The organism is Kitasatospora sp. NPDC040550 (genome assembly GCF_055594965.1).
In genome coordinates this window covers 161,390-180,724 of record NZ_JBVIWC010000019.1, presented here as the reverse complement: position 1 = coordinate 180,724, position 19,335 = coordinate 161,390, and the positions used below count along the sequence as shown (strand labels likewise).

The window sequence follows — 19,335 nt, the reverse complement described above, 5'->3', positions numbered from 1 at the left end:
TGGTCGGCAGATCAAGCTCAAGGCATCAACGCCAGTCGTATCTCGGGCCAGACCACCGCCCGGGGCGGCACCCGACCATCCTCACAGTCGTATCTCGCTGCCACCGCACGGTGGCACTGAGAGGAGCTGACACAAGGCTCGGACGCGTCGGTAGGTGGTCACGCGGCAGGCCGGTTTGAGGAGGGCCTCGTGGATGTCGTCGCGGATGTCCCAGCGGATCCGTAGGCGTCGGAAGCCGGGGATCAGGCATTGGTTGGCTCGACGACCCACCGTACGGCTCCGGGGCCGGAGCCGTACGGCACTCACTCCCCGGCGGGCGATCCCCGGCCTGGCACCCCGCTTCCATCGGGCCTCGGCTCCTTTCGGCCCTCCGTGCACTGAACGGGACTCCGTGCACAGGCTGCCCGGTGCCGCCGGAGCCGACGACCACCTCCGACACCACCGGCGGTTCGCACGGATAATGGCCGGACCGCCGGCCGACCGGGCCGGCGGCCGCGATCGATCGAGAGGCAGCGCACGGATGACCCTGGAGGCAGGACGACGCGTCAGGTTGACGGAAGACCTCGGGCTCGGTGAGGCCGTCGCCGGCGAGCCCGCTGCCGCCGTCGGCTTCCTGTCGCTGGGCGCCGGGGCGGAGGGCGTCGTCGAGCGGGTGGACGGCGAACTCCCGGAGAGCGAAGGGGTCCGCGAGTACCAGCGGCTCAAGGCGCTGTTCGATGACTACGGGCACACCGTGCCCGAGGCCAGTCGCGAGCGGCTGGTGGCGCAGCTCGCCGCGCTGGAGCCGGAGTGGGCCGAGCACCGGGAGCGGGGGCGCCGGGTGACGGTCCGGGTCCGGCTGGACAACGGGTTCGTCCTCGACGGTGTACACCAGGACGTCCTTGCCGCACTGTGAGAGGGGGTCGTCCCGGCCCGGACCACGGGAGGCATGACGATGCCCGGTTGGACTGGAGGCAAGCCGGTGCCCGAGATGACCGGAGGAAGCGCCGACCGCGATGCGGCGGCGACCACCGAAACCACCGCCACCGAAGCCACCGCCACCGAGGACTCGACCGCGGCGGACTCGACCACCGAGGCTCCGGCGGACGCCGAGGGCACGCCGAGCGGCTGAGGCCTCGCCACCCGCGCGGCGGCCGGACCGGGTCGCCGCGCGGGTGCGTCAGCCCGTCCCCGGGTTGATCCGGGCCCGCTGGGCCAGCAGCTCGGTGAAGGCCACGGTGAGCGGGTCGGGCCGGGTGCGGGTGTAGGCGGCGAGGGCGCGGCGCACCGGCGGGTCGGGCCGCAGCAGCAGGCCGTCGAAGTGCGGCGGCACGATGTCGGCGGGCACCAGCGCGGGGCCGAGGCCGGCCGCGGCCAACAGCGGTGCGGCGGAGGTCTGTTCGGCGCGGACCGCCGCCCGGGGGTGGAAGCCCGCACGGGCGCAGGCCTGGTCGAGCAGGTCGGCGAGGCCGTTGTCGGGGGCGTAGTGGACCCAGGCCCGGTCGGCGAGCGCGCCGAGGGCGATGGAGCGGGTGGGGCGGGCCGCGAGCGGGTCGTCGGAGGCCAGTACGACCGTGAACTCCTCGACGCCGAGCTCCCGGATCGGCCCTTCCCAGCCCTCCGGCACCGGGCCGATGGCGAGGTCGGCCCGGCCTGCGGCCATCGCCTCCTGGAGCCGTTCGGCGTGGGAGTACTCGCGCAGCCGGATCCGCACGCCGGGGTGCCGGCGGTGCCAGGCCCGGAGGACGGGCGGCAGGATGCCGAGGCTGATCGAGTAGACGGCGGCGACCTCCAGCTCCCCTTCCTCCAGGCCGCTCGCGCGCCGGGCCACCGCTTGCAGGCGCTCGGCCTCGGCGAGTGCCGCCCGGGCGTGCGGCAGTACGGCCCGGCCGGTCGGGGTGAGCCGGACCGCGCGCGGCAGTCGTTCGAGCAGCGGGCCGCCGAGCGCGCCCTCCAGGGCCCGGATCTGGTGGGAGAGCGCGGGTTGGGTGACGTGCAGCTGCTCGGCGGCGCGGGTGAAGGACCCGGTGTCGACCACGGTGACCAGGTATTCGAGCTGTCGGAGCGTCGGCGTTGCCATGAGTGGATTTTATGGCAGCGGTAGAGAACAAGCCTTGGACTCATGGCAGTGCCCCGGGAGAGGGTCGTGGTGCGGCCGCCGCGCACGACGCAGCGGACGGCCGGATCCCCGATCCCCCCTGAGGAGCACCCCCATGTCCATCGGCACCCCGCCGCCGTCCGCCGCCACTCCGCCGCAGGGCGCCTCGCTGCTGGGGCAGCGACTGATCGTGGTGGGCGCGGGTTCGCGCACCGGCCGGGCCGTGGCCACCGCCGCCTCGGCGGCCGGCGCCACGGTCGTCCTGGCCGGCCCCGACCCGCGCAAGCTGGAGTGGACGGCCGGCGAACTGGCCGGACCGTCCGAGGTACTGCCCGTCGACCTCGCCGAGGAGCAGTCGATCGCCCGGTTCGCCGAGCGGGTCGGCACCTTCGACCACCTGGTCTCGACCGCCGCGATGCCGGCCAACGGCCCGCTGCGGGAGCTCGAACTCGCCGACGTCCAGCGGGCGTTCGCCGCCAAGGTGATCGGCCCGCTGCTGCTCGCCAAGCACCTGGCCGGGCAGGCCTCCGAGCGCGGCTCGTTCACCTTCTTCTCCGGGGTCGCCGCCTGGCGCCCGGCGCCCGCCCGCACGGTGATGGCCACCACCAACGGCGCACTGGCCTTCCTGGTGCAGGCCCTGGCGGTGGAGATCGCCCCGGTCCGGGTCAACGCGGTCTCCCCCGGCATCGTCGACACCGGGTCCTGGGACGGCCTGGGCGCCGACAAGGACGCCTTCCTGCGCGGCGTCGCCGCCCGCAACCCGGCCCGCCGGGTCGGCACCCCGGAGGACCTGGTCAAGGCGGTGCTGTACGCGATCGACAACCCGTACGTCACCGGCACCGTGCTGCACGTGGACGGCGGCGGCCGACTCGCCTGACCGTCCGCCCCCCGATCGCCTGCCCCAGCCCGACCCAGCCCGAGCCACCCCGACCCAGCCCGACCCGCCCCGAGGAGCAACTCCCCATGCCCTGGCCGTTCCTGAGCCGTGCCAGTACTCGCACCGCCGCCGTCCTCGCGACGGTCGCCGCCCTCGCGGCCGGCACCGCAGCCGCCGCACCCGCTTCCGCACCCGCATCCGCCCCGGCCCCCTCCCCCGACCGGGGCCACCACCGGCCCGTTCCCGGCTGGCCGCAGAACCTGATCGACCGCTCGCCCGACCTGGTCCAGCCGAAGGCGCTCACCGTGGACCGGTCGATCGGCACCCGGCGCGCGGCCCAGGAGGTCCACCTGGCCCAGCAGTTGTACACCTTCTGGAACACCGGGCAGCAGCGGTACCTGGACGCGGCGATCAGCCCGCAGTTCCGGGACAACACGCTCCCGTCCGGCCGTCCCCAGGGCCCGGCCGGTCCGCTGTTCGCCTCGAAGAACTTCCGCGCCGCCGTCCCCGACCTGACCTGCGAGCTGTCCGACGTGCTGGTCGCCGGTGACCGGATCACCGCCCGGCTGGTCTTCCGCGGCCACTTCACCGGCACCTTCGACGGCGTCCGGGGCCGGGGCCAGGTCGTCGAGTTCAACGCCATCGACATCCAGCACGTCGGCACCGACCGGATCGTCGAGGACTGGCACATCGAGGACAACCAGGCGCTGCTGGCCCAACTGGGCGTCCACGACTGAGGCCTGCCGACGCACTCGGCCCGGTTCCGGCAATCCCGTGGCCGGAACCGGGCCGAGCTGGAACCATGGTCCAATGCGCATACTGATCATGGGCGGTACCCGCTTCGTCGGCCTCCACTTCGCCCGGGCCGCGCTGGCCGCCGGACACGACGTCACCGTGCTGCACCGGGGCCGCTCCGGCGCCCATCTGCTCCCCGAGGCCACCCACCTGATCGCCGACCGCGACGCCGACCTCACCGCGCTGCGCGGCCTGAGCTGGGACGCCACCGTCGACGTCAGCGCCTACTTCCCGCGCCAGGTACGTCAGTTGGCCGATGCCCTGGACCCCGGCGCGGCCGGGCGCTACCTCCTGGTCTCCTCCATGGCCGTCTACGACACCCCCGCCGCCCCCGGGTTCACCGAGGACTCCCCGCTGCTCCCGGCCGACGGCCCGGAGCCCGAGGAGATCACCCCGGCCACCTACGGCGTGCTCAAGGTCCAGTGCGAGCGGGCGGCCGTCGAGCGGTTCGGCCCGGACTCACTGCTGGTGCGGCCGACGTACGTGATCGGCCCCCAGGACTACACCCACCGCTTCGACCACTGGGTGCAGCGGATCGCCCGCGGTGGCGAGGTGCTGGCCCCGGGTCGGCCCGACGCCCCGCTCCAGGTCGTCGACGCCCGCGACCTCGCGGACTGGATGCTCGACCTGCTGACCAAGGGCGCCACCGGCGCCTACCACGCCGCGACTCCCCCGCCGTTCACGATGGGCGACCTGCTCGACGCCATCGCCTCCGCCGTCGCCCCGGCCGGGACCACGCTCACCTGGGTCGACGACGACTTCCTCCGGACCTCCGGCATCCAGGACCGCGCGCTGCCGCTGTGGAGCGCCGATCCGCTGCGCCGGGCCACCAACACCGCCGACCCGGCCGCCGCCCTCGGCACCGGGCTGCGGCTCCGCCCGGTGGCGGACACCGCCCGTGACATCGAGCCGTTCGAGCCCCTGCCGCAGGCCCTGACCCCGGCCGCCGAGGCCGACCTCCTCGCCGCCTGGCACCGCCGCTGAACCGTACGGCCGTCCGGCACCGGCACTGAACCGACCGGACGGCCACCCGCGCCGACCGGGCTGCCCGCGCCCCGCCCGGGACTCAGTCGAGCTCGGGGACTCAGTCGAGCTCGGCGTCGCTGAGCCCGAGCCGCAGGTGCTCGATGTGGTAGACCGCCTGGTCGAGCAGGGCCGCGACGTGGTTGTCGTAGAGCGCGTAGACCACCGAGCGGCCCTCGCGCCGCCCGACCACCAGGCCGAGGTTGCGCAGCAGGCGGAGCTGGTGGGAGCAGGCGGACTGTTCCAGCCCGACCTCGGCGGCGAGTTCGGTGGCGGCGCAGGGGCCTTCGCGCAGCCGGGAGAGGATCAGCAGCCGGGAGGGCGTGGCCAGGGCCTGCAGGGTGGTGGCCACCCGGGCGGCGCTGGCTGCGTCCAGGCGGGTGTGCGGGACGGCGGTTGCGGGGGCGGCTCCATGACCCATGCGGGCAATAGTACAACTCATACATGAAGGCGCGTTCATATGTTCATGTATGGTGGGTGAGTCACCGGCTCCGCCCTGCCCCGAGCCACCGGTTCCGCCCTGCCCCGAAGGGTCCCGTCCGCATGCCCACCACCCTGATCGAGCGCCCCGCGCCGCCCGCCGCACCGCGCCCCGGCACCGCCCCGCGCCGCCGCACCCGGGTGTTCGCCCTCCCCGAGGCCCGCTGGGCCGCCGCCGCGACCGTGCTCTTCCTGATCGCGCTCCCGCTCCAGCTCACCGGCGCCCCCGCCTGGGCCTGGGCCCCGCTCTACGCCCTCGCGTACGCCACCGGCGGTTGGGAACCCGCCTGGGCCGGGCTCCAGGCCCTGCGCGAGAAGACCCTCGACGTCGACCTGCTGATGATCGTCGCCGCGCTCGGCGCCGCCGCCGTCGGCCAGGTCATGGACGGCGCGCTGCTGATCGTCATCTTCGCCACCTCCGGCGCCCTGGAGGCCCTGGCCACCGCCCGCACCGCCGACTCCGTCCGCGGACTGCTCGACCTCGCCCCACCCACCGCCACCCGGCTGCTGCCCGGCGGCGCCGAGGAGAGCGTGCCGACCGAACGGCTCGCCGTCGGCGACACCGTCCTGGTCCGCCCCGGCGAACGGATCGGCGCCGACGGCCGGGTCCTGGACGGCGCGAGCGAGGTCGACCAGGCCACCATCACCGGCGAGCCGCTGCCCGTCCCCAAGCAGCGCGGTGACGAGGTGTTCGCCGGCACCCTCAACGGCACCGGCGCGCTGCGGATCCGGGTCGAACGGGACGCCGCCGACTCGGTGATCGCCCGGATCGTCCAGCTGGTCGAGGAGGCCTCGGAGACCAAGGCACCGACCCAGCTGTTCATCGAGAAGGTCGAGCAGCGCTACTCGATCGGCATGGTGATCGCCACCCTGGCCGTCTTCGCCGTGCCGCTCGCCCTCGGCGCCGCCTTCACCGGCTCGCTGCTGCGGGCGATGACCTTCATGATCGTCGCCTCGCCGTGCGCCGTTGTCCTCGCCACCATGCCGCCGCTGCTCTCCGCGATCGCCAACGCCGGTCGCCACGGCGTTCTGGTGAAGTCCGCGGTCGTGATGGAACGCCTCGGCCAGGCCGACGCCGTCGCCCTGGACAAGACCGGCACCCTCACCGAGGGCACCCCCCGGGTCACCGACCTCCGCCCGCTGACCGGCTCCGGCCTGTCCGAGGAGGAGCTGCTCGCGCTGGCCGCGGCCGCCGAGCACCCCAGCGAGCACCCGCTCGCCCGCGCCGTCGTCGACGCCGCCCGCACCCGCGGCCTGGCCCTCGCCACGGCCGGGGACTTCACCTCCGCCCCCGGCATCGGGGTCACCGCCACCGTCGACGGCCGCGCCGTCGCGGTCGGCGCCCCCGCCCGGCTGCTGACCGGCGCCGCGGCCGGGGTACGGGCCGAAGCCGCCGCCCTGGCGGGCGAGTTGGAGGAGGGTGGCCGCACCGCCGTGCTGGTCGAGCGGGACGGCGTCCCGGTCGGCCTGCTCGGCATCGCCGACCGGCTGCGCCCCGACGCCGCCGCCACCGTCCGCGCGCTCACCGCCCTGACCGGCACCGCGCCGACACTCCTCACCGGGGACAACCCGCGCGCCGCGGCCCGGCTGGCCGCCGAGGTCGGCATCACCGACGTGCGGGCCGGCCTGCTGCCGCAGGACAAGGTCGCCGCCGTCCGCGAGCGGGAGCGGGCCGGACGGAAGGTCCTGGTGGTCGGCGACGGCGTCAACGACGCGCCCGCGCTGGCCGCCGCCCACACCGGTCTCGCGATGGGCCGGGCCGGCTCCGACCTCGCCCTGGAGACCGCCGACGCCGTCATCGTGCGCGACGAACTCGCCACCGTCCCGGCCGTGGTGGCACTCTCCCGGCGGGCCCGCTCGCTCGTGGTGCAGAACCTGGTGATCGCCTCGGTGTTCATCTCCGTGCTGGCCGTCTGGGACCTGGCCGCCACCCTGCCGCTGCCGCTGGGCGTCCTCGGCCACGAGGGCTCGACCGTCCTGGTCGGCCTCAACGGCCTGCGGCTGCTCCGCGAGTCCGCCTGGACCAGGGCCCGGGCCGGGACCGGCCGCTGAACCACCCGCTGACCGGCCCAGGCCGCCGCCCCCGGCACCGAAGGGGGGCGGCGGCCTTCCGCACACTCGGGGTCAGCTGTGCTTCCAGGTCACCGAGAAGGCGCTGCCGCCGCTCAGCCCGGAGGTGGTGGCCTTGGTGACGCCGCCGGAGGCCATCGTGATGGCGTCCGGGTTGAACCCGCCCAGGCTCTGGCCGTTGACGGTGGCGCCGCTGAACGCCACCGAGTGGAAGTTCGACAGCGGGAGCACCCCGGTGGAGCTGGAGGGGGCTTCGGCGATCACCTCGGCGGAGGCCAGGGCGGCGCTCTTGAGGGACTTGTTGACGGTGCGGCTCCAGCCCGCCGTGGTGTCGGCGAGGGTGAGGGTGAAGGAGCCGCTGCCGTTGGTGGTGACGCTCGCGGTGAAGTGGTCGCCGGGGCGCACGGTGTTGGTGAAGTTGACCGGGTAGGCCGGGTACATCTCGTACCAGGAGGAGTACACCGGCGAGCCGCCGGAGCAGTCGGCCTCGGTGCCGGTCTGCTCGACGCTGTTGCTGCCGTCCCCGTCCAGGCCGACCCAGAAGCTGGACCAGGTGTCGGTGCCGGTGCAGGAGACGGCGGGCTGGACCCAGCTGGCCTTGACGCTGGTGAACCGGCCGCCGGTGGCGGCGTAGCCGGACCAGTTGCCGCTGGTGCTGTGCAGCGTGCCACCGCCGTGGTGGGCGGCGAGCGGGGCCTGGACGAGGGCGGGGGCGGTGGCGGCGACGGCCGGTGCGGCGGCGCCCAGGACAGTCAGCAGGGCGGTGGTCACGGCGAGGGTGCGCCGACGGGCTTCGGGCATGGCTACTCCCTTGTGAGGGGGTGGAGTTGGCCGAGCGTCGACAAAGGTAGACCTGCCGGGTCGACCCCGGAGGTCACGCGGACATAACGAACCGTCACTCCGTCCGAGGGCCGAGGCCACCCCGTCCGCACCACCGCGCGCCGGGGTACCGACTCCCCCGCACAGCCCCCCCCCCGGGGGGGGGACCTACCTCACGCACCGTCCCCGACGGCCGCACCGTCCCCGACGGCGGCGGGCGCGGCGGGCACGTCGGGCGAGTCGGGCGCGTCGGCCGGGGCCCGCGGCGGGACGGACAGGTCGTACTCGGCGAGCATCGCGCGGGTGAAGCCGAAGAAGTAGGTGGCCAGGAAACCGACGAGATAACCGGTCAGCAGGCCACCGCCGTAGACGGCCGCGCTCGCGGCCAGGCCGTGCGGGCCGGCCAGCAGCGGGAACAGGGCCCAGCCGGACGGGCCGACGGCGGTGGAGCCGACCGCGCTGCCGAGCTGGCCGGCCACGCCGACGAAGGCGCCACCGGCGGCGCCGCCCACGCAGGCCGTGACGAACGGGCGGCCGAGCGGCAGGGTCACCCCGTAGACCAGGGGTTCGCCGATGCCGAGCAGCCCGGCCGGGAGGGCGGAGCGGATGGTCGCCCGGATCGAGGCGTTGCGGCGCAGCCGGAGGTAGACGGCCGCGGCGCAGCCGACCTGCCCGGCGCCGGCCATGGCGAGGATCGGCAGCAGCACGGTGGAGCCCTGCTGCTGGATCAGGGTAGTGTGGATCGGGATCAGCGCCTGGTGCAGGCCGAGCATCACCAGCGGCAGGAAGAGGCCCCCGAGCACCAGCCCGGCGAGCAGCCCGCCGTGGGCGAGCAGCCAGGTGGCGGCGTGGCCGATGCCGGTGGAGACCTCCCCGGCGACGTACATCAGGCCGTACAGGGCGGCCAGTCCGCCGAACAGGACGGTGACGGTGGGGGTGACCAGGACGTCCAGGGCGGCGGGCACGATCCGCCGCGTCCAGCGCTCCAGTTGGACGGCCAGCAGCGCGGCGAGCAGCGCCCCGACCACGCCGCCCTGGCCGGGGGTGAGGTGGTGGCCGAAGGCCTCCACCTTGGCGACCCCGCCGTAGACGATCACCCCGGCCACGGCCCCACCGAGTACGGGCGTGCCGCCGAACTCCTTCGCCGTGTTGTAGCCGACGAAGACGGCGAGCAGCGACATGAACCCCGAGGAGACCGCCGTCAGCGCGGCGACCAGGGCCGGCGTCCAGCCCAGGTTGGCCAGCGCCCCGGACAGGGCGGCGACGATGCCGCAGCCGATCAGGGCGGGGATCAGCGGGACGAAGACGTTCGCGATCCGGCGCAGCGCCCGCTTGACCGGGGTCGCGTTGCGCACCCGGGCCTCCGCCCTGATCCGCTCCCCGCGCCCGGCGAGTTCCTCGGCGGTGGGGGCCGACGCGGCGGAGCCGGACGAGGTGGGGGCGTCGGCCGTGGGGGCGTCGGCCGTGGGGGCGTCGGCTGTGGGGGCGTCGGCGGTTCGGGCGGAGGCGGCTCTGTCGGAGGTGGCTAGGTCGGAGCCGGCTCGGTCGGAGGCGGCTCCGCCATCGGCGTCGAGCAGTCGCCGCAGCTGCGCCGTGACCCCCGCCACGGCCCCCGGGCCGAGCACGATCTGGTACGTGTCGTCGTCGACCGTGCCCAGGACCGCCGGCAGCGCCGCGAGTGCCGCGCGGTCGACCAGGGAGCGGTCCGCCAGGCCCAGCCGCAGCCGGGTCATGCAGTGGGCCACCGAGTGGATGTTGGCGGCGCCGCCGACCAGCGGGAGGATCGCCTCGGCCACGGCGCGGTTCTTCTCGTCCGACATGCCAGAGGAGGTACCCGGATCGTCCCGGCGCCCAACCGGGGCCCGGCAGACGGCCCCCGTACGCCCCGCCCGCCCCGTACGCGCCCTACCGCCCGACCCGCCGCCGGGACTACCGTTAGGTGGCGGCAGCTATCGAAATCCCACTCCGATCCGACGCCCGACCGCGTCCCCGGCCGGGCCGGCCCGGGCAGCAGGAGGCAGCGGTGGCGACACGACTCTCCGGCAGCAGCAGCGGCGACCGAACGGGCGGCGGCAGATCCGGCAGCGCTCGCACCGGTCGGACCGCCCGTGGCGGGATCGAACCGGACCATCCCCGGTACAAGTGGGTGGCCCTCTCCAACACCACGCTCGGCACCCTGATCGCCACCGTCAACGCCTCGATCGTGCTGATCTCCCTGCCCGCGATCTTCAACGGCATCGGCCTGGACCCGCTGCAGCCGGGCAACGTCAGCTACCTGCTGTGGATGCTGATGGGCTACATGCTGGTCACCGCCGTGCTGGTGGTGACGCTGGGCCGGCTGGGCGACATCCATGGCCGGGTCCGGATCTACAACGCCGGTTTCCTGATCTTCACCCTCACCTCGGTGGCGCTCTCCCTCGACCCGCTGCACGGCGGCCCGGGCGCGCTGTGGCTGATCGGCTGGCGCGTGGTGCAGGCGGTCGGCGGCTCGATGCTGATGGCCAACTCGGCCGCGATCATCACCGACGCCTTCCCGGCCCACCGGCGCGGCACCGCGCTGGGCGTCAACATCGTCGCGGGAATCGCCGGCTCGTTCATCGGCCTGGTCCTGGGCGGGCTGCTGGCGGAGTGGAACTGGCGGTCGATCTTCTGGGTGAACGTGCCGATCGGCGTGCTCGGCACCGTCTGGGCGTACCGCTCGCTGCGCGACACCGGGGTGCGCCGGCCCGCCCGGATCGACTGGTGGGGCAACGTCACCTTCGCCGTCGGCCTGACCGCGCTGCTCGCCGGGATCACCTACGGCATCCAGCCGTACGGCGGCCACACCATGGGCTGGACCAACCCGTGGGTACTGGCCGGGCTGTGCGGCGGGGTGGCGCTGCTCGCCGTCTTCTGCCTGGTCGAGTCCCGGACCGCCGAGCCGATGTTCCCGCTCTCGCTGTTCCGCGACCCGGTGTTCACCGGCGGGAACGCGGCCACCCTGCTGGGCTCGATCGCCCGCGGCGGGCTCCAGTTCATGCTGATCATCTGGCTCCAGGGCATCTGGCTGCCGCTGCACGGCTACGACTACGCCGACACCCCGCTGTGGGCGGGCATCTACCTCGTCCCGCTGACCGTCGGCTTCCTGGCCGCCGGGCCGATCGCGGGCTACCTGTCGGACCGCGCCGGGGCCCGGCTGTTCGCCGCGGGCGGGCTGGTGGTGATGGCCTTCTCCTTCGCGGGGCTGCTCCTGCTGCCCACCGACTTCGGGTACCCGTGGTTCGCCGTCCTGGTGTTCCTCAACGGCCTGGGCGGCGGCCTGTTCGCGGCCCCCAACACCTCGCTGATCATGTCGAGCGTGCCGCCCGGGGCCCGCGGCGCCGCCTCCGGGATGCGGGCCACCTTTCAGAACGCCGGCATGGTGCTGTCGATCGGGGTGTTCTTCTCCCTGATGGTGGCGGGCCTGGCCGGCTCGCTGCCGCACACCCTCACCGCCGGGCTGACCGCGCAGGGCGTGCCGGCCGCCGACGCCCAGGCGATCGCCGCGCTGCCGCCGGTGGGCACCCTGTTCGCCGCGTTCCTCGGCTACAACCCGGTCCAGCAGCTGCTGGGCCCGCACGTGCTCGGTCAGCTCCCGGCGGGCAACGCCCGGACGCTGACGGGCCGGGAGTTCTTCCCCCAGCTGATCTCGGGGCCGTTCCACGACGGGCTGGTCGTGGTGTTCTGGCTGGCGATCGCGATGTCCCTGGTCGCGGCGGCCGCCTCGCTGGTCCGCGAGCGGCAGCGGCGGCGGCCCGCCGCCGGGTCGGTCCACCCGGAGGAGGGCCGGTGAGCGCGGCGGGCGGCGGACTCCCCGACGAGGCGGTGGTCCGGCTCCGGCTGGCCATCGGCCGGCTCAACCGCCAACTGGTCCGCGCCTCCGGCGACCAGGACCTGACGGCCGCCCAGCTCTCAGCCCTCGTCCGGGTCGAACAGCACGGTCCGCTGCGGCTCGGCGAACTCGCCGCGCTCGAAGGCGTGGCCGTCCCGTCCATGGTCCGTACGGTCGGCCCGCTGGTCGCCGAGGGCCTGATCGCCAAGACCCCCGACCCGCAGGACGGACGCTCCCAACTCCTCGCCCCCACCCGGCTCGGGCGCGACACCCTCGCCCGGATCCGCCGCGAGCGCACCGCGCTGCTGGCCCGCCGCAGCGCCCGTCTGACCGCCGAGCAGTGCCGCGCGCTGGAGGCGGCCCTGCCAATGCTGGAGCTCCTGCTCGACGAACCCGACGCGCCCTGACGCGCCCCGCCCCGCCGCCGCCCATCCCTCAGGGCCGCCGCCGCCCCCGTCCCACCGGCCCGCCCCGCTTTCGCCCCCACCGACCGATGGTGAACCACCCTTCCCCGGTGGGGTGTTGACGAACCGAAGCCGCGCGGCCGCCCGCCGTCCGGGCACCGCCGCGCGGCGCGGGCCCGGCCCGGCCTCGGCCGTTCCGTGTGCGAGGTGAACCACCGCTCAGCGGGGCCGGCGGCGGAGCGGCGCCAGTGGCGGGATCCCGCCCGGTCAAGCCTCGGTCATGGGGTGGACTTCGGCCTTGTTCGCCGCCACCGGGCTTGGCTACCTTCCTACCGCTGACGCCGTGAAGGCTCGGCACCACCTCCTTGGCATGCCCCGATCATCGATCGTCCGGCGGCGCTCCTCCGTCCCCCACGGGCCGACGTGCCGTGCCCCGCCGACCCTCCAGGGCAGCCGTCTGCTCGTGCGCGTCTCCCCCTCACACCCCGGGCCTGCCCGCCGACCGGCCGCCTCACGACGGCCTCCTCGGCGCCCCGGGGTCCGACCCCCCACCTGGGAGGGCTCCGTTGCGCAACTTCCTCCGTTCCCCCCTGCGGCACGGCCGGCTCCGGGCCGGCACCGCGACCTTCGCGGTCGGCGCCGTGGTCGCCGCCGGCCTCGCGCTGGCCGCCCCGGCCGACGCCTCGGCCGCCTGGTCCGGCACGGCCGGCGCCTCCGGCAGCGGCGTCAAGCACGTGTGCGCCAAGCCGACCGGCCCGCACCAGATGGCCTGCGACGCCCTGGTGCGCACCGACGTCGTCCAGCCGCACGCCTTCGCCCTGAACGCCGTCTCGCCGAACGCGACGCCGTCCGGCCTCGGCCCCGGCGACCTGCAGAGCGCGTACGCGCTGCCGGCCAACGGGGGCGCCGGGCAGACCGTCGCCATCATCGACGCGCAGGACGACCCCAACGCCGAGTCCGACCTGGCGACCTACCGCACGCAGTACGGGCTGCCTGCGTGCACCACCGCCAACGGCTGCTTCAAGAAGATCGACCAGAACGGCGGCACCAGCTACCCGACCTCGGACACCGGCTGGTCGGGCGAGATCTCGCTCGACCTCGACATGGTCTCCGCGGTCGCGCCGAACGCCCACATCCTGCTGGTCGAGGCCAACTCGGCGACCATGGCCGACCTCGGCGTCTCGGTCAACCAGGCCGTCGCCCAGGGCGCGAAGTTCGTCTCCAACAGCTACGGCGGCGCCGAGGACTCCAGCGACACCAGCTCGGACAGCCAGTACTTCAACCACCCCGGCGTGGCCATCACCGCCTCCTCCGGCGACTCCGGCTACGGCGCCCAGTACCCGGCCGGCTCCCAGTACGTCACCTCCGTCGGCGGCACCTCGCTGACCCGCGCCTCCAACGCCCGCGGCTGGAGCGAGTCCGTCTGGGGCTCCAGCTCCGGCGGGGAGGGCGCCGGCTCCGGCTGCTCCGCCTACGACCCCAAGCCCAGCTGGCAGACCGACAGCGGCTGCGCCAAGCGCACCATCGCGGACGTCTCCGCCGTCGCCGACCCGGCCACCGGCGTCGCCGTCTACCAGACCTACGGCGGCAGCGGCTGGGCCGTGTACGGCGGCACCAGCGCCTCCGCGCCGATCATCGCCGCCGTCTACGCCGACGCGGGCGCCCCGGGTGCGGGCGACGTCCCGGCCAAGTACGCCTACCAGCACGCCGGTTCGCTGAACGACGTGACCAGCGGCGCCAACGGCAGCTGCTCGCCGAGCTACCTGTGCACCGCCGGCGCCGGCTACGACGGACCGACCGGGCTCGGCACCCCCAACGGCCTGGCCGCCTTCACGGCCGGCGGCAGCAGCGGCGGCAACACCGTCACCGTCACCGGACCCGGCAACCAGAGCGGCACCGTCGGCACCGCCGCGAGCCTGCAGATCCACGCCAGTGACTCGGCCTCCGGCCAGAGCCTGACCTACTCGGCCACCGGCCTGCCCGCCGGACTGTCGATCAACTCCTCGTCCGGCCTGATCTCCGGCACCCCGACCACCGCGGGCAGCAGCAACGTCACGGTCACCGCCAAGGACACCACCGGCGCCACCGGCTCCGCCTCCTTCACCTGGACCATCGCCGGCTCCGGCGGCGGCACCTGCACCGGCGGCGGCCAGCTGCTCGGCAACCCCGGCTTCGAGACCGGCGCCGCCTCCCCGTGGACCGCGTCCAGCGGCGTGATCGACAACTCCAGCAGCGAGCCGAGCCACTCCGGCTCCTGGAAGGCCTGGCTCGACGGCTACGGCACCACCCACACCGACACCCTGAGCCAGACCGTCACCGTCCCGGCCGGCTGCAAGGCGACGCTCAGCTTCTGGCTGCACATCGACACCGCCGAGACCGGCACCACGGCCTACGACAAGCTCACCGTCCAGGCCAACTCCACCACCCTGCACACCTACTCCAACGTCGACGCCGGCACCGGCTACGTGCAGCGGACCTTCGACCTGTCGAGCTTCGCGGGCCAGAGCGTGACCCTCAAGTTCACCGGCACCGAGGACTCCTCCCTGCAGACCAGCTTCGTCATCGACGACGCCGCCATCAACGCCTCCTGACCGACCGACGGTTCCAACCCGGTGGGCCGCGACCTCGTCGCGGCCCACCGGCCTGTTCCACGCCGGCCCTGTCCGCCCGGGCCCTGTCCCGCGCCTGCGCCCGCGCCTGCGCGCCCCTGGGAGGTGAAGAGCACGGGCCGCGCCCTCACCCGGGAGCCCTCGACCGCCCTCACCGCGGCCGTCTCCGGCCCCTGGAACCTCCACGCTGAGGGACCGGATCGTCCACGGACCCGGCCGTACCGGCCCGGGAGTACGGTCCCGGGCCCGGCGCCGACCCGGAGCAGGTTCCCGGGTGCGGTCTCGTCCTCCGCGCGGACGGATTGACGGTCCGTCGGATGGTCCTCTTGGAGGGCGCCGAGAACAGCTCCGGCGCCTTGTCCAGAGGAGCCCTACCGTGAACGCACACGCACCGCAGCAGCACCGTCCGAACCGCCGCCGCGGCGCCCGGGCCGGGGTGGCGGCGACCGTGACCGCCGTGGCCGCCGCCGTGGTGGCCGGTGTCCTGGCACCGGCCACGGCCTCCGCCGCGCCGCGGCCGGACGCCGTCCAGCAGCGCCTCGACGCCCTGGTCCAGAAGGACGGGGCTCCCGCTGCCCTCGCCACCGTCAAGGGCCGCGACGGCCGAACCCGCACCTACACCGCCGGCGTCGGCGACGTGACCACCAAGGCCAAGGTCCCGAGGGACGGGCAGCTCCGGGCCGGCAGCAACACCAAGCCGTTCACCGCCGTCGTCGTCCTGCAACTGGTCGCCGAGGGCAAGGTCAGCCTGGACGCGAGCGTGGACACCTACCTGCCCGGCCTGGTGCGCGGCGACGGCATCGACGGCCGGAACATCACCGTCCGCCAGCTGCTCCAGCACACCACCGGCCTGCCCGAGTACTTCGACCACGACACCGTGCTCAATGACTCCAAGCGCTACTACGAGCCGCGCGAGCTCCTCGGCACCGCGCTGGCCAAGAAGGCCCACTTCGCCCCCGGCGCCCAGTGGGAGTACTGCAACACCAACTACCTGCTGGCGGGCCTGATCATCCAGAAGGTCACCGGACGCCCGCTCGGCGAGGAGGTCAACAAGCGCATCGTCGACCGGATCGGCCTGCGCCACACCTACTTCCCCACCCCCGGGGACACCAAGCTCCGCGAGGCCCACCCCGAGGGCTACTACCGCACCGAGGACGGGTCGCTGCGCAACTACACGGAACTGGACCCCTCCTGGGGCTGGGCCGCCGGCGCGGTGGTCTCGACCAACACCGACCTGACCACATTCTTCGGCGCGCTGCTGGGCGGCCGGCTGCTGCCCGCCGCCCAGCTCGCCGAGATGCGCACCACCGTTCCCGCCGAGGCGTTCGGCCCCGGGGTCCGCTACGGACTCGGGCTGGCGAGCCGCCCGCTCTCCTGCGGCGGCGTCGCCTGGGGGCACGGCGGGACGATCCCGGGCTACTACACCGCCGGCGGGGCCACCGACGACGGCCGCGCCGTCAACTTCGCCGTGACCTTGATCCCTGACGACGACACCGCGAAGCACGTGGGGCAGGCGGTGGACGATGCGCTCTGCCACTGATCCCCGGACGCCTGACGCCCCGCCGCACCGCCCCGCACCCTCGCCACCCAGCAGTGGAGTCCCGATGAACGAACACGCCCCGCAGCGCACGGCGCGCCGCCTCCGCATGGTGCGCTACGCCACCACGGCCACGGCCGCCGCCGGGCTCGCCCTGACCGCCCTCACCCCGACCGCGGCCACCGCCGCACCGCGCCCGGACGTCGTCCAGCAGCGCCTCGACGCCCTGGTGCAGGAGGACGGGATGCCCGCCGCCCTCGCCACCGTCAAGGGCCGCGACGGCCGCACCCGCACCTACACCTCCGGCGTCGGCGACCTGGCCACGGGGGCCAAGGTCCCGGTCGACGGGCAGCTCCGGGCCGGCAGCAACACCAAGGCGTTCACCGCCGTCGTCGTCCTGCAACTGGTCGCCGAGGGCAAGGTCGGCCTCGACACGGACGTCGACACCTACCTGCCGGGCCTCCTGCGCGGCGACGGCATCGACGGGCGGAAGATCACCGTCCGCCAGCTGCTCCAGCACACCAGCGGCCTGCCCGAGTACATGGACGCCCCCGGGCTGACCGACTTCACCACCATCCAGTACCGCTACTTCGAGCCGCGCGAACTCCTCGACGGGGCACTGGCCCAGAAGGCGTTGTTCCCCGCCGGGACGGACTGGGCGTACAGCAACACCAACTACCTGGTGGCCGGCCTGCTGGTCCAGAAGGTCACCGGCCGCCCCTACGGCGAGGAGGTCACCAAGCGCGTCATCGACCGGATCGGCCTGCGCCACACCTACGTCCCGGCCACCGGGGAGACCGCCCTGCGCGAGCCCCACCCGCACGGCTACCTGCCGCGCACCGCTCCGGACGCCCCGCAGGTCGACTACACCGAGATGGACTCCTCGATGGCCTGGGCCGCGGGGGCGGTCGTGTCCACCAACAGCGATCTCAACACCTTCTACGGAGCGCTCCTGGCGGGCCGTCTGCTGCCGGCCGCACAGCTCGCCCAGATGCGCACCACCGTCCCCGCCGAACTGCTGGGCCCCGGCGTCCGCTACGGCCTGGGGATCCAGAGCAGGCCGCTGACCTGCGGCGGCCTCGTCTGGGGACACGGCGGCACCGCCGCGGCCTACCGGAACCGGGGCGGCGTCACGGACGACGGCCGTGCCGTCAGCATCACCGTCACCACCATCCCGGACGCGCCCGCCACCAAGCACCTGACCGACGCGGTCGACGCGGCCCTCTGCCGCTGACCGCTCCGCCCCGGAACGTCAGCGATGATCCTCTGCCGGCCGGGCCCGCTGCCGCACGGTGAACGGGCGGCCGAGGTCCTCCGGTGATGATCGTCCTGTCGGAGTCGCGCGTGGACGCCCTGCCGGCGCCGGCGCTCACCGTGGCCGTGTCCCTCACAGGGCCGTGGCTGCAGCAGAAGCAGTCCCCGCCGGCCTACTCCAGGCCCCGGGCCCGGCGCATCCGGGCCGTCAGGGTGTCGGGGGCGATGATCGGGTCCGGGTACTCGGGGGCGAGCATCCAGGGGCGGTGCACGGCCGGTCCGGGCAGGTGGGCCAGCTCCGGTACCCAGCGCCGTACGTAGGCCCCGTCCGGGTCGTAGCGGTCGGCCTGGCGCAGCGGGTTGAGCACCCGGTTGGGCCGGGTGTCGGTGCCCGTGCCGGCCACCCACTGCCAGTTGAGCTGGTTGTTCGCGACGTCGCCGTCGACCAACAGGGAGAGGAAGTGGGCGGCGCCGATCCGCCAGTCCAGGTAGAGCGACTTGGCGAGGAAGCTCGCCGTCAGCAGCCGGGCCCGGTTGTGCATCCAGCCCTCCTCGGCCAGCTGGCGCATCCCGGCGTCGACGATCGGGTAGCCGGTGCGGCCCTGCCGCCAGGCCTCGGCCTCGTGCTCGTCGTGGTGCCAACGGTCGTCACGGGTGCGGTACTCGCGGTGCGCGGCGTCGGGGCGGGCGGCGAGCACCTGGTGGTGGAAGTCGCGCCAGGCCAGCTGCCGGACGAAGGCCTCCGCCCCGGGGCCGCCGCGCTGGAGGGCGCGGGCGGTCAGTTCGGTGGGCGACAGGCAACCGAAGTGCAGGTACGGGGAGAGCCGGGAGGTGTCGTCGGCCGCCAGGTCGTCGTGGACGTCGGCGTACGCGTCGACGTCCCAGCGCCGCCACCGTTCCCGGGCCGCGGTCTCGCCGCCGCGCGGCAGCGAGGGCGAGAACGGGCCGCTGACCACGAGGTTCTCGCTGCCGATGCCGTCCGGCGTGCGGATCACCCAGGGCGCGCCCAGCACGGTGCGGTGCGGGGCCTGCTGCCAGGCGCGGTGGTAGGGGGTGAAGACGGCGTAGTGGTCGCGGCCGGCCGGGGCGACCCGCCCGGGCGGCACGACCGTCACCGAGGCGTCGTGGACGTGCAGCCGGTCGCCGAACAGGGCGAGCAGCGCGGCCTCGCGCCGCCGGGCGTAGCCGCTGACCCCGGCGGCGACGTGCACCGTCCCGGCCCCGGTCTCGGCGGCGAGCTCGGCCGTCTGCTCGGCGGTCGGGCCCCGGCGGACGATCAGCCGGGAGCCGGTGCGGCGCAGCGAGGCGTCCAGGTCGGCGAGGCAGTCGGCGAGGAAGGCCAGCCGGTTGGGGGCGGCGAAGCCGGCCGCCTCGACGGCCGGGTCGAGGACGAACAGCGGCACCACCTGGTCGGCGGCGGTGCGGGCGGCGTGCAGCACGGGGTTGTCGTGCAGGCGCAGGTCCTGGGTGAACAGGGCGATCGAGACGGTCATCGGCGGGACCTCGGGGCGGGTGCGGTCGGGGTTCTGAGGCGCGGGTG

16 protein-coding genes are annotated in these 19,335 nt (G+C 74.6%); 11 read left to right on the top strand and 5 right to left on the bottom strand.

Annotation, left to right across the window (positions count from 1 at the left end; all coding sequences use genetic code 11):
* Positions 1-550 precede the first annotated feature (550 nt).
* The gene (locus ACZ58X_RS26545) at positions 551-895 is read left to right on the top strand and encodes a hypothetical protein (protein WP_380408420.1); all 345 of its coding nucleotides are present in this window, start codon (positions 551-553) and stop codon (positions 893-895) included.
* Between the two features lie 75 nt (positions 896-970).
* Complete coding sequence (locus tag ACZ58X_RS26540; protein WP_470336101.1) at positions 971-1,111, top strand: hypothetical protein; 141 nt, start codon at positions 971-973, stop codon at positions 1,109-1,111.
* A 48-nt stretch (positions 1,112-1,159) separates the two neighbouring features.
* On the opposite strand, the gene ACZ58X_RS26535 is transcribed toward ACZ58X_RS26540, so the two are convergent.
* Positions 1,160-2,059 carry a LysR family transcriptional regulator gene (locus ACZ58X_RS26535; RefSeq protein ID WP_470336100.1) on the bottom strand — a complete coding sequence of 300 codons (900 nt, stop codon included), beginning with the start codon at positions 2,057-2,059 and terminating at the stop codon, positions 1,160-1,162.
* 133 nt (positions 2,060-2,192) lie between these two features.
* Here ACZ58X_RS26535 and ACZ58X_RS26530 point away from each other — a divergent pair, with 133 nt between their 5' ends.
* From ACZ58X_RS26530 to ACZ58X_RS26520, 3 genes are all read left to right on the top strand, one after another.
* Positions 2,193-2,954, top strand: a complete 762-nt coding sequence (locus tag ACZ58X_RS26530; protein ID WP_470336099.1) for an SDR family oxidoreductase — start codon at positions 2,193-2,195, stop codon at positions 2,952-2,954.
* An 86-nt stretch (positions 2,955-3,040) separates the two neighbouring features.
* Entirely contained in the window at positions 3,041-3,691 is a 651-nt protein-coding gene (locus tag ACZ58X_RS26525) for an ester cyclase (protein WP_470336098.1), read from the top strand.
* A 73-nt stretch (positions 3,692-3,764) separates the two neighbouring features.
* The gene (locus tag ACZ58X_RS26520) at positions 3,765-4,733 is read left to right on the top strand and encodes an NAD-dependent epimerase/dehydratase family protein (protein WP_470336097.1); all 969 of its coding nucleotides are present in this window, start codon (positions 3,765-3,767) and stop codon (positions 4,731-4,733) included.
* 100 nt (positions 4,734-4,833) lie between these two features.
* Here the strand turns inward: ACZ58X_RS26520 and ACZ58X_RS26515 are convergent, their stop codons facing one another.
* Positions 4,834-5,193, bottom strand: a complete 360-nt coding sequence (locus ACZ58X_RS26515; protein WP_402476215.1) for an ArsR/SmtB family transcription factor — start codon at positions 5,191-5,193, stop codon at positions 4,834-4,836.
* Between the two features lie 122 nt (positions 5,194-5,315).
* Between ACZ58X_RS26515 and ACZ58X_RS26510 the strand changes: the two genes are divergently transcribed.
* Complete coding sequence (locus ACZ58X_RS26510; protein WP_470336096.1) at positions 5,316-7,304, top strand: heavy metal translocating P-type ATPase; 1,989 nt, start codon at positions 5,316-5,318, stop codon at positions 7,302-7,304.
* Positions 7,305-7,376: 72 nt separating this feature from the next.
* Here ACZ58X_RS26510 and ACZ58X_RS26505 read toward each other — a convergent pair whose 3' ends face one another.
* Positions 7,377-8,123, bottom strand: a complete 747-nt coding sequence (locus ACZ58X_RS26505; RefSeq protein ID WP_470336095.1) for a G1 family glutamic endopeptidase — start codon at positions 8,121-8,123, stop codon at positions 7,377-7,379.
* A 191-nt stretch (positions 8,124-8,314) separates the two neighbouring features.
* Complete coding sequence (locus tag ACZ58X_RS26500; RefSeq protein WP_470336094.1) at positions 8,315-9,961, bottom strand: PTS transporter subunit EIIC; 1,647 nt, start codon at positions 9,959-9,961, stop codon at positions 8,315-8,317.
* Positions 9,962-10,164: 203 nt separating this feature from the next.
* On the opposite strand from ACZ58X_RS26500, the gene ACZ58X_RS26495 reads away from it, so the two are divergent.
* The 5 genes from ACZ58X_RS26495 to ACZ58X_RS26475 all read left to right on the top strand — a co-directional run bounded on the left by ACZ58X_RS26495 (position 10,165) and on the right by ACZ58X_RS26475 (position 17,775).
* Entirely contained in the window at positions 10,165-11,952 is a 1,788-nt protein-coding gene (locus tag ACZ58X_RS26495) for an MFS transporter (protein ID WP_470336093.1), read from the top strand.
* The gene (locus ACZ58X_RS26490; protein WP_470336092.1) at positions 11,949-12,398 is read left to right on the top strand and encodes a MarR family winged helix-turn-helix transcriptional regulator; all 450 of its coding nucleotides are present in this window, start codon (positions 11,949-11,951) and stop codon (positions 12,396-12,398) included. Before ACZ58X_RS26495 ends, ACZ58X_RS26490 begins: the two co-directional genes overlap by 4 nt.
* A gap of 761 nt (positions 12,399-13,159) precedes the next feature.
* The gene (locus ACZ58X_RS26485) at positions 13,160-14,986 is read left to right on the top strand and encodes a putative Ig domain-containing protein (protein ID WP_470336108.1); all 1,827 of its coding nucleotides are present in this window, start codon (positions 13,160-13,162) and stop codon (positions 14,984-14,986) included.
* Between the two features lie 394 nt (positions 14,987-15,380).
* Positions 15,381-16,544 (top strand): serine hydrolase domain-containing protein, encoded by a 1,164-nt coding sequence (locus ACZ58X_RS26480; protein ID WP_470336091.1) that lies wholly within the window; start codon positions 15,381-15,383, stop codon positions 16,542-16,544.
* A gap of 64 nt (positions 16,545-16,608) precedes the next feature.
* Complete coding sequence (locus tag ACZ58X_RS26475; protein WP_470336090.1) at positions 16,609-17,775, top strand: serine hydrolase domain-containing protein; 1,167 nt, start codon at positions 16,609-16,611, stop codon at positions 17,773-17,775.
* Between the two features lie 193 nt (positions 17,776-17,968).
* Here ACZ58X_RS26475 and ACZ58X_RS26470 read toward each other — a convergent pair whose 3' ends face one another.
* Positions 17,969-19,288, bottom strand: a complete 1,320-nt coding sequence (locus tag ACZ58X_RS26470; protein WP_470336107.1) for a cryptochrome/photolyase family protein — start codon at positions 19,286-19,288, stop codon at positions 17,969-17,971.
* Between the last annotated feature and the right edge of the window lie 47 nt (positions 19,289-19,335).

Coding starts and splice junctions, on each gene's coding strand:
- ACZ58X_RS26505 (WP_470336095.1), bottom strand. CDS start 8,123: ATGCCCGAAGCCCGTCGGCGCACCCTCGCCGTGACCACCGCCCTGCTG.
- ACZ58X_RS26525 (WP_470336098.1), top strand. CDS start 3,041: ATGCCCTGGCCGTTCCTGAGCCGTGCCAGTACTCGCACCGCCGCCGTC.
- ACZ58X_RS26530 (WP_470336099.1), top strand. CDS start 2,193: ATGTCCATCGGCACCCCGCCGCCGTCCGCCGCCACTCCGCCGCAGGGC.
- ACZ58X_RS26485 (WP_470336108.1), top strand. CDS start 13,160: ATGGCCTGCGACGCCCTGGTGCGCACCGACGTCGTCCAGCCGCACGCC.
- ACZ58X_RS26535 (WP_470336100.1), bottom strand. CDS start 2,059: ATGGCAACGCCGACGCTCCGACAGCTCGAATACCTGGTCACCGTGGTC.
- ACZ58X_RS26500 (WP_470336094.1), bottom strand. CDS start 9,961: ATGTCGGACGAGAAGAACCGCGCCGTGGCCGAGGCGATCCTCCCGCTG.
- ACZ58X_RS26510 (WP_470336096.1), top strand. CDS start 5,316: ATGCCCACCACCCTGATCGAGCGCCCCGCGCCGCCCGCCGCACCGCGC.
- ACZ58X_RS26470 (WP_470336107.1), bottom strand. CDS start 19,288: ATGACCGTCTCGATCGCCCTGTTCACCCAGGACCTGCGCCTGCACGAC.
- ACZ58X_RS26515 (WP_402476215.1), bottom strand. CDS start 5,193: ATGGGTCATGGAGCCGCCCCCGCAACCGCCGTCCCGCACACCCGCCTG.
- ACZ58X_RS26540 (WP_470336101.1), top strand. CDS start 971: ATGACCGGAGGAAGCGCCGACCGCGATGCGGCGGCGACCACCGAAACC.
- ACZ58X_RS26520 (WP_470336097.1), top strand. CDS start 3,765: ATGCGCATACTGATCATGGGCGGTACCCGCTTCGTCGGCCTCCACTTC.
- ACZ58X_RS26475 (WP_470336090.1), top strand. CDS start 16,609: ATGAACGAACACGCCCCGCAGCGCACGGCGCGCCGCCTCCGCATGGTG.